Raw genomic sequence first — 13,500 nt, forward strand, 5'->3', positions numbered from 1 at the left:
GCCCCCTTTTTCATTACGCGTCTGGTGCAACGCCATACTGCTTAAACCAGGCAAGCATCCGCACCCAGCCATCCTGCGCCGATTCCGCGTGATAGCTCGGGCGATAATCAGCGTGGAAGGCATGGCCCGCATCCGGGTAGACCACGATCTCCGCTTTGGCATTGGCGGCACGCAGCGCCTGGCGCATTTGCTCAACGCTCTCCAGCGGAATCCCTTCATCCTGACCGCCGTACAGGCCCAGCACCGGCGCATTTAAATCGACGGCGATATCAATCGGATGCTTTTGCTGCTTCAGCGTCTTGTCGCCAATCAGGCGGCCATACCAGGCAACCGCTGCACGTACCTGCGGATTGTGCGCCGCGAACAGCCAGCTAATGCGTCCACCCCAGCAGAAACCGGTAATGCCCATACGACGGATATCACCGCCGTTGCGTGCGGCCCAGTTGGCGACGTGGTCGAGGTCCGACAGCACCTGGGAATCCGGCACCTTACTTACCAGCTCTTTAAACAGGGTCGGGATATCGCTGTAGTCGCTGGGATCGCCTTCACGGAAATACAGTTCTGGTGCCACCGCCAGATAACCCTCCAGCGCCAGCCGACGACAGACATCACGGATATGCTCATGTACGCCAAAAATCTCCTGCACCACCAACACCACTGGCAGTGTGCCTTGATACTCTTTTGGCCGGGCATAATACGCTGGCAGATTTTCCCCCTGGCTGGGGACCGAGGTTTCCCCGGTATGGATCGCCTCGCTGTGGGTAATAATGGTGGTGCTCGCGGTCGGTTGTACGGCGGGGGCAAAGCCGCCAGTTGCAGATTTTTGTGCCATATTGTCTTCGGTTTTCATTGTTCTCTCCGTGCTAACAATCGCGCAATCACGTAACTATAGCCTGGCCGCTGTGGCCGGGTGGGTGTAGGGAGCAGAGGGGTTACGCATCAGTTCTTCCTCTTCTATTAACATTGCCGTTTAAACTTACACAGCACAGCTTGTAGCAATTCAGAATGGCAGACGATTAATGTGTGATTTCGATCACGTTATGTTTTCCTGATAATGTAACTTTCATTATCGATAGTGAAATTAGTCACATATTTATCCCGCCTGCTGACGTAAAGTGGCGCGCATATCCCTTATCTACCAGGAGTCTGTTATGGCCCAGTCTGACGTTTTCCACCTTGGCATCACCAAAGCTGACCTGAAAGGAGCCACGCTGGCCATCGTTCCCGGCGATCCTGAGCGCGTAAAGAAAATCGCTGCGCTGATGGACAACCCGCAGCACCTGGCGTCGCATCGTGAATTCACCACTTACCTGGCCGAGGTGGACGGCAAACCGGTGGTGGTGTGCTCCACCGGCATTGGTGGTCCGTCAACCTCCATCGCGGTGGAAGAACTGGCCCAGCTCGGTGTGCGTACCTTCCTGCGCGTCGGCACCACCGGAGCCATCCAGCCGAATATCAATGTGGGTGATGTGCTGGTCACCACGGCTTCGGTTCGTCTGGACGGTGCCAGCCTGCACTTCGCGCCGATGGAATTCCCGGCGGTCGCGGACTTCACCTGTACCACGGCGCTGGTGGCAGCGGCAGAAGCCTGTGGTGCGAAAACCCACATTGGTATCACCGCCTCTTCCGACACCTTCTATCCCGGCCAGGAACGTTACGACACCTTCTCAGGCCGTGTGGTCAGCCGCTTCCAGGGCTCAATGAAAGAGTGGCAGCAAATGGGCGTCCTCAACTATGAGATGGAATCCGCTACACTGTTAACCATGTGCGCCAGCCAGGGGCTGCGAGCCGGTATGGTGGCGGGCGTCATCGTGAATCGTACGCAGAAGGAGATCCCGGACGCGGCGACCATGAAACAGACGGAAAGCGACGCGGTGAAAATTGTAGTCGAAGCGGCGCGTCGATTAATCTAGCGCGCCCGGTAACCGGCGATTTTCAGATTTCGTCGGTTACCTGAAACGGATGCGCGTAAATTCAGCGGATAACTGAGAATTTTCTATGCGCAAAACGGTTCCTGTTCAACGTCCTGCCTTTATGACCAGCCCCCAATCACGTGTCGAAGATGCGGCCGCGCGTTTCCGCCAGGCGATGGCGGCGGCTGATTTCCCTGTCGCGCGTCAGTGCTGTGAAGAAGTGTTGCGTGTCATGCCGCAAAACATGCAGGTGCTAAGCGATTATGCGCTGACGCTGATGCGGGTTGGCGAATACCAGAAATCCTGGAAAACCTACCAGAAAATCTATCAGGCTACGGCGGATAAGCGGGCGCAGGCGGCCGAAACCTGGCTCGACGGTTTCACCGAAGTCTGTGGCTGGCTTAACAAGCCGGATGAGGTGGCGCGTTACGGGCTGGAGTCGTTGCAGCAATCCGACCGGAAATTCAGCGCCGGGCAAAAGCACCCTCTGCCAGCAGAAGCACCACCGGCCTTTGCGGCGTCTCGCCCACAGGAAAATATCATTGCCTTCAGCCTGTATGGCGACCAGCCACGCTATTGCGAAACCCTGATAAAAAATGTCGAGGTGGCACGCGAGCTTTACCCGGCGTGGACCTGCCGTATCTGGCTGGATGACAGCGTGCCGCAGCATGTCTGGCAGCGTCTGGCGCAGCCCAATGTACAGCTGGTGGATATGTCGCACGAGAAAACGCTGTTTCCCACCCTGTGGCGTTTCCTGGTGATGGATGATGTCAGCGTAAAACGTTTTATCGTGCGGGATGCGGATTCGCTGCTTTCCGAGCGCGAAGTGGCTGCGGTCGAGGCCTGGCTGCAATCACCCTATTGGTTCCACCATATGCGGGACTACTTTACCCACACCGAATTGCTGCTGGCGGGAATGTGGGGCGGGTGTAGCGGCGTATTCAGCAATATCGAACAGCAGATGCGTGATTTTATTACCCGTTATCAGGGCAGCGAGCGTTTTACCGACCAGTATTTCCTCAAGCTGGCGTTGTGGCCAACGGTACGCGACAGCCTGCTCAGTCACGACGATATTTTTCATTTTCACCAGGCCCAGTCGTGGCCTGCCCATGATCCCATTCGCTGGCAGACCGATCGTTTTCACGTCGGCAGCAATGCGGGATTCTCCAGCATGGCAGGTAAAGCCAGCCATGCTGACGCGGCGATGCAGCAGATTGAGCTGACGTATGGTGGGCAGAGCTGGCGTTATCCGGCAAAAGTGCGTGGCGGTGAATGGGCGTTACCGATGCCTTTTTTCCTGATTGATGCATGGAAAGCGGGTGAACTTACGGTGCAGGCGCTATAAGCCTGCCATCCGGCAAAATTGTCTGGACATTTATACAGTGCGCCTCTACCTTTTCCCTCAGCGAGAGGATCCACGGGGGAATTATGGATCAGCAACTTATCATTATCAGCGGCGTACTGGCGCTGGCCGGGTTCGGCCTGGGCTGGATTGTGGCGCAGCTGCGCGCTGGCCATCAGCATGCCAGTTTTTTAACCGAACGCCGCTTGCTGGAAGATGCGCAGCAGCGTCAGCAGCAGCAACTGGAACAGACGCAACAGCAGGTACAGCAGCGTGAACAGGAGCTGCGTCAGCTGCATGGTGCGCTGAGCGGTGCGCAGGAGCGCCTGCAACAGCTTGACTACTGGCGTGGCGAAAGCGAACAGCTGAGCCGTGAACTGCGCAACCAACTGGAAGTGAACAGCGCGCAGGAAGCCGAGCTACGCGAAGTCACCATCCGTCTGGAAGAGACGCGTTTCGCCGCCGAGGAGAAACAGCGTTTGCTCACCAACAGCGAACAGCGCCTGAGCGCGCAGTTCGAAAATCTTGCCAACCGTATCTTCGAAAACAGCGGTCGTCGCGTTGATGAACAAAACCGTCAGAGTCTGAATAACCTGATCAGCCCGCTGCGCGAGCAGCTGGACGGTTTTCGCCGCCAGGTGAATGACAGCTTTGGTCAGGAAGCGCGTGAGCGCCATACGCTGGCCCATGAAATCCGTCAGCTGCAACAGCTGAATGCGCAGATGGCGCAGGAAGCGATTAACCTCACCAAAGCGCTGAAAGGTGACAACAAAATCCAGGGCAACTGGGGCGAAGTGGTGCTCAGCCGGGTGCTGGAGGCATCGGGCCTGCGCGAAGGCCATGAGTATGAAACCCAGGTTAACATTCAGCTGGAATCACAGGGCAGGATGCAACCGGATGTGATTGTGCGTCTGCCGCAGGGCAAGGATGTGGTGATTGACGCCAAAATGACGCTGATCGCCTACGAACGCTATTTCAATGCCGAAGATGAGGCCACGCGCGAGCAGGCGATTCAGGATCACGTCAATGCGGTGCGCGGCCATATTCGCCTGCTGGGACGAAAAGATTATCAACAATTGCCCGGTTTACGCTCCCTGGATTATGTGTTGATGTTTATCCCGGTTGAACCGGCTTTCCTGCTGGCGATCGATCGGCAGCCAGAGCTGATCAGCGAGGCGTTGCAACAGAATATCATGCTGGTCAGCCCCACCACCTTGCTGGTGGCGCTGCGCACCATCAACAATCTGTGGCGTTATGAGCATCAGAGCCGCAATGCGCAGCGCATTGCCGATCGTGCCGCACGGCTGTATGACAAAATGCGGCTGTTTGTTGATGACATGAGCGGCATTGGTCACAACCTGGATAAAGCGCAGCAAAGTTACCAGCTGGCGATGAAAAAACTGGCGGAAGGGCGCGGTAATCTTATCGCGCAAAGTGAAGCCTTCCGTTCGCTGGGCGTGGAGATCAAACGCCCCATCAATCCGCAGCTGGTGGCGCAGGCGCAACCGTCAGAGACAGAAGAAGATTGGGCCGATGACGACGAGCCTGATGAAAAAGCAGAAGATTCTGCCGCCGCTTCCCTGCGCCGTATCAACGAATAGCACGCCGGTCGCGTGCCCGGCCAGCGCAACTCTGATACACTTCGGGAAGAATTGTTTGTGGAACAGGTAAAACCCATGGCAGATGAATCACAGCAGGAAACTACCCACTTTGGCTTTCAGACCGTCGCGAAAAGCGAAAAGGCAGATAAAGTCGCCGACGTGTTTCACTCCGTAGCGGCAAAATATGACCTGATGAACGATCTGATGTCTTTCGGCATCCATCGTGTCTGGAAGCGTTTCACCATCGACAGCAGCGGCGTGCGCCGTGGTCAGCGTGTGCTGGATTTGGCCGGTGGTACCGGCGACCTGACGGCGAAATTCTCGCGTCTGGTGGGCGAAACCGGCCAGGTGGTACTGGCGGACATCAACAGCTCAATGCTGAAGATGGGCCGTGAAAAACTGCGTAACCTCGGCATTTCTGGCAACGTCAGCTATGTGCAGGCCAACGCCGAAGCGCTGCCTTTCCCGGATAACTATTTCGATTGCATCACCATCTCTTTTGGTCTGCGTAACGTAACGGAAAAAGAGAAAGCGCTGGCTTCTATGTTCCGCGTATTGAAGCCAGGCGGACGCCTGCTGGTGCTGGAATTCTCCAAACCGCTGATCGAACCGCTGAGCAAAGCCTATGATGCTTACTCGTTCCACATTCTGCCGCGTATTGGTCAACTGGTGGCGCAGGATGCCGAGAGCTATCGCTATCTGGCGGAATCGATCCGTATGCATCCCGATCAGGAAACCCTGAAGGCGATGATGAATGACGCGGGTTTTGAGAATACCACCTACTTCAACATGACTGGCGGCATCGTCGCGTTGCATCGCGGCTTTAAGTTCTGACAAATCATGGCCATGACTTTCACTCCTTTGATTACCGGCGGTCTTGAGACCGCCCTCAATCGTGTTTTGTATCGCGATCGCAGCCTGAAAGCGGCACGCCAGCGTCTGGCGGGCAAAGTGCTGATGTTACGGTTGCAGGAACTCTCATTCCCGCTGGTGCTGGTGTTCAGCGAAAATCAGCTGGATGTGCTTGGCGACTGGCAGGACAGCAGCGATTGCACTGTCAGCCTGCGTCTTAGCACCCTGCCGAAATTGCGTGACCGCCAGCAGCTCACCAGCCTGATTCGCAGCGGCGAGCTGGAAGTGGAGGGGGATTTGCAGGTGGTGCAGCAATTCTCGGCGTTGATGGATCTGGCAGAGCTGGATCCGGCGGAGTATCTCGCACCGTGGATCGGTGATATCGCCGCGCAGGGCATCAGCCAGGCCGCGCAGCGCGCGCTGAAGTTTGTGCAGCACGAGGTGACGCGTCGCCAGGATTACCTGGGTCAGACCCTCACCGAAGAGTGGCGACTGGCGCCGGGTGCGCTGGAACTTGCCTGGTTTTGCGAGGAAGTGGAAGCGATGGAACGTTCGCTCAATGCGTTAGAGGCGCGTTTAGCACAGCTGGAGGCGAAATGACGCTGGGAGAAATTCGGCGCTTATATTTTATCGTAAAGGTCTTTCTCAGCTATGGCCTTGATGAACTGATTCCCCACATGCGTATCACGCTGCCTCTGCGTTTATGGCGGCGCTGCATTTTCTGGATCCCTAACAAACACAAAAACGAATCGATGGGCGTGCGGATACGTCTGGCGATGGAGCAACTGGGGCCGGTGTGGATCAAGTTCGGTCAGATGCTCTCGACACGCCGCGATCTGTTTCCCCCGGCGATCGCTGATGAGCTGGCGATCCTGCAGGATCGCGTTGCACCCTTTGATGGTGTTAAAGCCAAAGCGCAAATCGAGAAAGCGATCGGCGGGCCGGTGGAAACCTGGTTTGACGATTTCGAGATCACGCCACTGGCCTCGGCGTCTATTGCTCAGGTCCATACCGCGACGCTGAAAGAGAATGGCCGTGAAGTGGTGATCAAAGTGATCCGCCCGGATATCCTGCCGGTGATCAAAGCGGATATGAAGCTGATCTACCGCCTGGCGCGTTGGGTGCCGCGTTTGCTGCCGGATGGACGTCGTCTGCGTCCGCAGGAAGTGGTGCGCGACTACGAAAAAACCTTGATTGATGAACTCAATCTGCTGCGTGAAGCTGCCAACGCGATTCAGCTGCGTCGTAACTTTGACCAGAGCCGCATGCTGTATGTACCGGAAATCTTCTCCGATTATTGCAGTGAATCGATGCTGGTGATGGAACGTATCTACGGCATTCCGATTTCTGATGTTGCCACGCTGGAGCAGCATGGCGTCAATATGAAGCTGCTGGCCGAGCGTGGTGTGCAGGTGTTCTTCACCCAGGTGTTCCGTGACAGCTTCTTCCATGCCGATATGCATCCCGGCAACATCTTCGTCAGCTACGACCATCCGGAAGATCCGCAATATATCGGCATCGACTGCGGTATCGTCGGTTCGCTGAACAAAGAGGATAAACGTTACCTGGCGGAAAACTTTATCGCGTTCTTTAACCGCGATTACCGCAAGGTGGCGGAGCTGCATGTTGATTCCGGCTGGGTGCCGCCGGATACCAACGTCGAAGATTTTGAGTTTGCGATTCGTACCGTGTGTGAACCGATTTTTGAGAAGCCGCTGGCAGAGATCTCCTTTGGCCATGTGTTGCTCAACCTGTTCAACACCGCGCGTCGCTTCAACATGGAAGTGCAGCCACAGCTGGTGCTGTTGCAGAAAACCCTGCTGTATATCGAGGGGATTGGCCGTCAGCTCTATCCGCAGCTCGATTTGTGGAAAACCGCTAAACCGTTCCTCGAAGACTGGATTAAAGATCAGATTGGTATTCCGGCCATCTGGCGCGCGGTGAAAGACAAGGCTCCCTTCTGGGCAGAAAAACTACCGGAGCTACCGGAACTGTTTTACGACAGCATGCGCCAGCACAAATTGTTGCAGCACAGCGTCGATAAACTGGTCACCGATCTGAATGCGCAACGCACCCGTCATAACAAGGCGCGTTATCTGTTCGGAGTAGGGGCTACACTGTTATTAAGTGGCACCGCAGTGCTACTGAGTCGGCCTGAGTGGGATTTGTTTCCCGCGATTTTAATGGCCGCAGGCATCGTTACCTGGCTGATAGGCTGGCGCAAGACAAACTGATTGTCAGCCAGATCTAAAACGCGTAATGTCGCATGCTAAGGCCCGAAATCATATGGGCTTTCTGTGTGTTACATTCAACAGTTTTTCACAGAATATTAGAGGCATATCTCATGGGCGGTATCAGTATTTGGCAATTGTTAATCATTGCCGTCATTGTTGTACTTCTGTTCGGTACCAATAAGCTACGCAATCTGGGTTCGGATTTAGGGTCTTCCATCCGTGGCTTCAAAAAAGCGATGGGTGACGAAGACGAGAAAAAGGATCAACCGAAAGAGCAGGACGCTGACTTCAACGCCAAAACCCTGGCAGATAAACAGCAAACCTCGGCTAGTAAAGACGACGCCAGGAACGACAAGCAGGTATAACTGTGTTCGACATTGGTTTTAGTGAACTGGTATTGGTGTTCGTTATCGGGCTGATTGTTCTCGGTCCGCAACGATTACCGGTTGCGGTAAAAACCGTAGTGGGCTGGATTCGCGCAATTCGCTCGCTGGCGGCTAACGTACAGAATGAACTGGCGCAGGAACTGAAACTGCAGGAGCTACAGGATAGCCTGAAGAAGGTGGAGGAAGCGGGCCGTGGCACGCTGTCACCGGAACTGAAAGAATCAATGGAAGAGTTGCGTAAAACCGCTGACTCCATGAAACGTTCTTATCAGCAGAGCATCGATGTAGAGAAAGCGGAAGATGAAGCCAATACCATTCATACGCCGCCGCCTGCTGCTCCTGTGCCACCGGTAACGCCTGCCACAGCAGTGACGCCCGCAACAGCAGAACATCAGGCCAGTGCGCCAGCACAGGCACCGCACGCTGCGCCGTCTGCCGTGGACAAACCCGATACCGCCAGTGCGCCTCGCAGCACAGCGCCAACTCCTTCTGCAAATGATGAACGATAAACATGGCCGTTGAAGATACACAACCGCTCATCAGCCATCTGATTGAGCTGCGTAAGCGACTGTTAAACTGCATCATCGCGGTATTTGTCATCTTTCTGGCGCTGATCTACTTCGCCAATGATATCTACCATATTGTGGCAGAGCCGTTGATCAGGCAGATGCCAGCCGGTGCCACCATGATTGCGACCGAAGTCGCATCGCCGTTCTTTACCCCGATAAAGCTCACCATCATTGTTTCGGTGTTTCTGGCCGTACCGGTGATTCTGTATCAGGTATGGGCGTTCATTGCGCCTGCGCTGTATCGCCATGAGCGCAAGCTGGTGATGCCGCTGCTGTTCTCCAGCACGCTGTTATTTTACGTCGGTGTGGCTTTTGCTTACTTCGTCGTGTTCCCGCTGGCGTTTGGCTTCTTTGCCAAAACCGCGCCGCAGGGCGTGCAGATCGCCACGGATATCACCCACTATCTCGACTTCGTCATGACCCTGTTCCTGGCATTTGGGGTGGCGTTTGAGGTGCCGGTGGTGATTGTGCTGCTGTGCTGGACCGGGATCACCACGCCGGAAGATCTGAAAAAGAAACGTCCCTACATTCTGGTTGGCGCGTTCGTTGTTGGGATGTTGCTCACACCACCGGATGTTTTCTCACAAACTTTGCTCGCTATTCCGATGTACTGCCTGTTTGAAGTCGGCGTATTCTTCTCCCGCTACTATGTGGGGAAAGGACGAAAGTCGGAGTCGGAGTCAGAATCGGTTGACGAGGAACATCACACCGAATCCTGATATCCAGGCTGAGTATCCCGCGTGCGAGCGGGATGATGATGAATCTGAACCGCCCGCTTGTTGGGCGGTTTTTATTTGGGAAAAAACATGTTTGATATCGGTGTAAACCTGACCAGCACGCAATTCGCTAAAGATCGCGAACAGGTGGTGACACGTGCGCGCGACGCAGGCGTCACCGGCCTGTTAATCACTGGCACCAACGCGCTGGAAAGCCAGCAGGCGCAACGGCTGGCTGCATTGCATTCTGGCTACTGCTGGTCAACCGCGGGTGTGCATCCGCATCATGCCAGCGAGTGGTCCGCAGAAACCGCCAACACCCTGCGCCGCCTGGCGGAAAGTGAGCAGGTGGTGGCGATTGGTGAATGCGGGCTGGACTTCAACCGCAACTTCTCCGCGCATGATCAGCAGGAATACGCCTTTGATGCGCAACTGCAGCTGGCGGCTGAATTACAGCTGCCGGTATTTCTGCATTGCCGCGAAGCGCACGCGCGTTTTGCGGCGATTCTGCAACCCTGGCTGCCGAAACTGGTGGGGGCGGTGGCGCACTGCTTTACCGGCACGCGTGAGGAACTGGAGGCCTGCCTGGATTTGGGGCTGTCAGTGGGAATTACCGGCTGGGTATGCGACGAACGCCGTGGCATGGAGCTGCGTGCAATGCTGCCATTGATCCCGGCCGACCGCCTGCTGCTGGAAACCGATGCGCCTTATTTACTGCCGCGTGATATGCATCCGCGTCCGACATCGCGTCGTAATGAACCCTGTTTTCTGCCGCACATCGTGCAGCAGGTCGCGTTATGGCGTAATGAGGATGCAGAAGCGCTGGGCGCACAGGTGGATCACAACGCGCGCCAGCTGTTCAGACTGGCTTAGACTTTGCGGAAAAGTTTGTTATCGACGCTGCGCATCACCTGTTTATTCAGCAGGTTCAGCAGCAGGATGGAACGGGTCTCGCCATCCGGCTCGGCAAAAATGGCTCGCAAACCTTCAAAGGTGCCATCGGTGATGATCACTTCATCACCGACCTGTGGCGTTTCCGGGTCCAGCAGGATCTGTGGCGCGTCACTTTGCAGTGCTTCGATCACTTCATACGGCACCGTCGCTGGCATCGCCCCGAAGCGCACGAAGTGGCTGACACCGCGCGTGCTGCTGATGGTGGTGGTATGAATCGCTTCCGGATCGAATTCAATAAACAGATAGTTGGGGAACAGCGGCTCACTTACCGTGGTGCGTTTGCCACGAACGATTTTTTCCAGAGCAATCATCGGGCTGAGGCAATTCACCTCCTGCCGCTCAAGATGCTCTTTCGCGCGCAATAGCTGTCCACGTTTGCAATAAAGTAAGTACCAGGATTCCATAACTGCTCCCAAAGAATGGACGCTAAGAATAGCAAACCTGCTTTCAGAGTTATAGCGCATCGGCCGGGGTAAACGCAGCTGTAAAACAAATTTCACTACGATTTTTCTGAGTCTGAGAGCTTTTTGATCGTTTTCTGTAAGAAAATTGACGTCTGGCAATCTTCTGTATCAGACTCCCTGACCATCTGATGAATGAAAGGACCGTCTGATGGAACTGTTCCTGTTAAGTAACGGCAAGCTGGCCGATGATGCTCCGTTGCTGAGTTATGCCCACCCACAGCTTCATGCGATGATTGCGCAGCGCGGTATTACTTCTGCGGTGCTGGTGCCCTACGCCATTATTCGTGGTGATCATGCCCAGCGCGCCCAGGACCTGAGCGATTCACTCGGCATTCAGGTGCGCACCGTGCATGAGTTCGCTTCTCCGGTTGCAGCGATTGAACAGGCAGAACTGATTCTGGTGAGCGGCGGCAACACCTGGCTGCTGAACCAGATGCTGCATGAGCATGGCCTGATTGTGGCGATTCAGCGTGCGGTGCGTGAGCGTCGGGTGCCTTACGTTGGCTGGAGCGCTGGTTGCAATGTGGCGACACCTTCCATCCGTACCACCAATGATATGCCGGTGCGCAGCAGCGTGGTGTTACCGGCGCTGGGGCTGTTCCCGGTACAGATCAATCCGCATTATCTCGATGCTCACGTCAGTGGCCATATGGGGGAAACCCGGGATGAACGCCTGGCGGAGTTCTGTGCGGTCAACCCGAGCGAGTCGGTGATTGCGCTGCGCGAAGGCAGTTTCCTGCATGTCAGCGAAGATCGTCTGCGTTACTACAGCGCGCGTGGTGAAGATTTTAAAGTTTTCCGCCACGGTGAACCCATTGCTGCGTACCACGATGTCCTGGCGTTGCAATCGCTGGTGCCATTCTCCTGTCAGCCCGCCTGACGCAGAAACCTCAACAAGCCTGCGGAATCGGCCCTATAATGGCCGATTATCTCAGGCCGGAAAGCTAACCCTACATGAAATATCAGGATTTACGTGATTTCCTTGCGCTGCTGGAGCAGCGGGGCGAGTTAAAACGCATCACTCAGGCGATCGATCCCGAACTGGAGATGACCGAAATTGCTGACCGTACCCTGCGTGCGGGCGGTCCGGCGTTGCTGTTCGAAAACCCGAAAGGCTACAACATGCCGGTGCTGTGCAACCTGTTTGGCACGCCGAAACGCGTGGCGATGGGCATGGGGCAGGAAGAGGTCAGCGCGCTGCGCGAAGTGGGTAAACTGCTGGCATTCCTGAAAGAACCCGAGCCGCCGAAGGGCTTCCGCGACCTGTTCGACAAGATGCCGCAGTTTAAGCAGGTGTTGAACATGCCGACCAAACGACTGCGTAATGCGCCTTGTCAGGAAGAAGTCTTCAGCGGTGATGAGGTCGATTTATCACGCATTCCGGTGATGAAATGCTGGCCGGATGATGCTGCGCCACTGATCACCTGGGGCCTGACGGTGACGCGGGGGCCGCATAAAGAGCGGCAGAATCTGGGGATTTATCGCCAGCAGGTGATTGGTAAAAATCGTCTGATTATGCGCTGGCTGTCGCATCGCGGTGGCGCGCTCGATTTCCAGGAATGGTGCAAGGCTCACCCCGGCGAGCGTTTTCCGGTTGCTGTTGCGCTGGGCGCTGACCCGGCAACCATTCTTGGCGCGGTGACGCCGGTACCGGATACTTTATCGGAATACGCCTTCGCGGGCCTGCTGCGTGGCAATAAAACCGAAGTGGTGAAGTGCCTCTCTAACGACCTCGAAGTCCCCGCCAGCGCTGAAATCGTGCTGGAAGGTTACATCGAGCCGGGCGATATGGCACCAGAAGGCCCGTACGGCGATCACACCGGCTACTACAATGAAGTAGATAACTTCCCGGTGTTTACCGTGACGCACATAACGCAACGTCGCAATCCGATTTATCACTCAACCTATACCGGCCGTCCACCGGATGAACCGGCGGTGCTGGGCGTGGCGTTGAATGAAGTGCTGGTGCCGATTCTGATCAAACAGTTCCCGGAAATTGTTGATTTCTATCTGCCGCCGGAAGGTTGTTCGTATCGCCTGGCAGTGGTGACGATGAAAAAACAGTATGCCGGTCATGCAAAGCGCGTGATGTTTGGCGTCTGGTCGTTCCTGCGGCAGTTCATGTACACCAAATTTGTTATTGTGTGTGACGATGACGTCAACGCACGCGACTGGAACGATGTGATTTGGGCGATTACCACGCGTATGGACCCGGCGCGCGACACGGTGTTGGTTGAGAACACGCCTATCGACTATCTCGACTTCGCCTCGCCTGTTTCCGGGCTGGGTTCGAAGATGGGACTCGATGCCACCAATAAATGGCCGGGCGAAACGACGCGTGAGTGGGGAACCCCGATTGTCAAAGATCCGGCAGTGACGGCGCGCATTGACGCCATCTGGGATGAGCTAGGTATCTTTGCCGAGCCGCCGCAGCGCTGACGGCGGTGAATAACCATAAAAACGACCCGA

At 55.7% G+C, this 13,500-nt stretch carries 14 protein-coding genes; 12 read left to right on the forward strand and 2 right to left on the reverse strand.

Features of this window, described 5'->3' with window-relative positions; translation table 11 throughout:
• Nucleotides 1–13 precede the first annotated feature (13 nt).
• Nucleotides 14–850 (reverse strand): dienelactone hydrolase family protein, encoded by an 837-nt coding sequence (locus HA50_RS00705; protein ID WP_084871733.1) that lies wholly within the window; start codon nt 848–850, stop codon nt 14–16.
• Nucleotides 851–1,151: 301 nt separating this feature from the next.
• Between HA50_RS00705 and udp the strand changes: the two genes are divergently transcribed.
• From udp to tatD, 10 genes are all read left to right on the forward strand, one after another.
• Nucleotides 1,152–1,913 (forward strand): uridine phosphorylase, encoded by a 762-nt coding sequence (gene udp, locus HA50_RS00710; RefSeq protein WP_084871734.1) that lies wholly within the window; start codon nt 1,152–1,154, stop codon nt 1,911–1,913.
• Nucleotides 1,914–1,998: 85 nt separating this feature from the next.
• Entirely contained in the window at nt 1,999–3,258 is a 1,260-nt protein-coding gene (locus tag HA50_RS00715; RefSeq protein WP_084871735.1) for a tetratricopeptide repeat protein, read from the forward strand.
• A gap of 83 nt (nt 3,259–3,341) precedes the next feature.
• Entirely contained in the window at nt 3,342–4,856 is a 1,515-nt protein-coding gene (gene rmuC / locus HA50_RS00720; protein WP_084871736.1) for a DNA recombination protein RmuC, read from the forward strand.
• Nucleotides 4,857–4,931: 75 nt separating this feature from the next.
• Nucleotides 4,932–5,690 (forward strand): bifunctional demethylmenaquinone methyltransferase/2-methoxy-6-polyprenyl-1,4-benzoquinol methylase UbiE, encoded by a 759-nt coding sequence (gene ubiE / locus HA50_RS00725; RefSeq protein WP_084871737.1) that lies wholly within the window; start codon nt 4,932–4,934, stop codon nt 5,688–5,690.
• A gap of 12 nt (nt 5,691–5,702) precedes the next feature.
• Nucleotides 5,703–6,308, forward strand: a complete 606-nt coding sequence (gene ubiJ / locus HA50_RS00730; RefSeq protein WP_084878260.1) for a ubiquinone biosynthesis protein UbiJ — start codon at nt 5,703–5,705, stop codon at nt 6,306–6,308.
• Nucleotides 6,305–7,942, forward strand: a complete 1,638-nt coding sequence (ubiB, locus tag HA50_RS00735) for a ubiquinone biosynthesis regulatory protein kinase UbiB (RefSeq protein ID WP_084871738.1) — start codon at nt 6,305–6,307, stop codon at nt 7,940–7,942. Before ubiJ ends, ubiB begins: the two co-directional genes overlap by 4 nt.
• Nucleotides 7,943–8,052: 110 nt before the next feature.
• On the forward strand, nt 8,053–8,307 hold the full coding sequence (gene tatA / locus HA50_RS00740) for a Sec-independent protein translocase subunit TatA (protein ID WP_084871739.1): 255 nt from the start codon (nt 8,053–8,055) through the stop codon (nt 8,305–8,307).
• A 2-nt stretch (nt 8,308–8,309) separates the two neighbouring features.
• Nucleotides 8,310–8,837, forward strand: coding sequence for a Sec-independent protein translocase protein TatB (gene tatB, locus HA50_RS00745; RefSeq protein WP_084871740.1), 528 nt, complete (start codon nt 8,310–8,312; stop codon nt 8,835–8,837).
• Between the two features lie 2 nt (nt 8,838–8,839).
• Complete coding sequence (tatC, locus tag HA50_RS00750) at nt 8,840–9,616, forward strand: Sec-independent protein translocase subunit TatC (protein ID WP_084871741.1); 777 nt, start codon at nt 8,840–8,842, stop codon at nt 9,614–9,616.
• Nucleotides 9,617–9,703: 87 nt separating this feature from the next.
• Complete coding sequence (gene tatD / locus HA50_RS00755; protein WP_084878263.1) at nt 9,704–10,486, forward strand: 3'-5' ssDNA/RNA exonuclease TatD; 783 nt, start codon at nt 9,704–9,706, stop codon at nt 10,484–10,486.
• Here the strand turns inward: tatD and rfaH are convergent.
• The gene (rfaH, locus tag HA50_RS00760; protein WP_084871742.1) at nt 10,483–10,971 is read right to left on the reverse strand and encodes a transcription/translation regulatory transformer protein RfaH; all 489 of its coding nucleotides are present in this window, start codon (nt 10,969–10,971) and stop codon (nt 10,483–10,485) included. The two genes, tatD and rfaH, sit on opposite strands and share 4 nt — an antisense overlap.
• 208 nt (nt 10,972–11,179) lie before the next feature.
• Between rfaH and pepE the strand changes: the two genes are divergently transcribed.
• A complete protein-coding gene (pepE, locus tag HA50_RS00765; RefSeq protein WP_084871743.1) occupies nt 11,180–11,911 on the forward strand; it encodes a dipeptidase PepE in 732 nt (243 codons plus the stop codon).
• Between the two features lie 74 nt (nt 11,912–11,985).
• Nucleotides 11,986–13,470 (forward strand): 4-hydroxy-3-polyprenylbenzoate decarboxylase, encoded by a 1,485-nt coding sequence (gene ubiD, locus HA50_RS00770; protein WP_084871744.1) that lies wholly within the window; start codon nt 11,986–11,988, stop codon nt 13,468–13,470.
• The last annotated feature ends 30 nt before the right edge of the window (nt 13,471–13,500 follow it).

The sequence above is a fragment of the Pantoea cypripedii genome (genome assembly GCF_002095535.1).
GTDB lineage: Bacteria > Pseudomonadota > Gammaproteobacteria > Enterobacterales > Enterobacteriaceae > Pantoea > Pantoea cypripedii.

Coding starts and splice junctions, on each gene's coding strand:
- HA50_RS00705 (WP_084871733.1), bottom strand. CDS start 850: ATGAAAACCGAAGACAATATGGCACAAAAATCTGCAACTGGCGGCTTT.
- udp (WP_084871734.1), top strand. CDS start 1,152: ATGGCCCAGTCTGACGTTTTCCACCTTGGCATCACCAAAGCTGACCTG.
- HA50_RS00715 (WP_084871735.1), top strand. CDS start 1,999: ATGCGCAAAACGGTTCCTGTTCAACGTCCTGCCTTTATGACCAGCCCC.
- rmuC (WP_084871736.1), top strand. CDS start 3,342: ATGGATCAGCAACTTATCATTATCAGCGGCGTACTGGCGCTGGCCGGG.
- ubiE (WP_084871737.1), top strand. CDS start 4,932: ATGGCAGATGAATCACAGCAGGAAACTACCCACTTTGGCTTTCAGACC.
- ubiJ (WP_084878260.1), top strand. CDS start 5,703: ATGACTTTCACTCCTTTGATTACCGGCGGTCTTGAGACCGCCCTCAAT.
- ubiB (WP_084871738.1), top strand. CDS start 6,305: ATGACGCTGGGAGAAATTCGGCGCTTATATTTTATCGTAAAGGTCTTT.
- tatA (WP_084871739.1), top strand. CDS start 8,053: ATGGGCGGTATCAGTATTTGGCAATTGTTAATCATTGCCGTCATTGTT.
- tatC (WP_084871741.1), top strand. CDS start 8,840: ATGGCCGTTGAAGATACACAACCGCTCATCAGCCATCTGATTGAGCTG.
- tatD (WP_084878263.1), top strand. CDS start 9,704: ATGTTTGATATCGGTGTAAACCTGACCAGCACGCAATTCGCTAAAGAT.
- rfaH (WP_084871742.1), bottom strand. CDS start 10,971: ATGGAATCCTGGTACTTACTTTATTGCAAACGTGGACAGCTATTGCGC.
- pepE (WP_084871743.1), top strand. CDS start 11,180: ATGGAACTGTTCCTGTTAAGTAACGGCAAGCTGGCCGATGATGCTCCG.
- ubiD (WP_084871744.1), top strand. CDS start 11,986: ATGAAATATCAGGATTTACGTGATTTCCTTGCGCTGCTGGAGCAGCGG.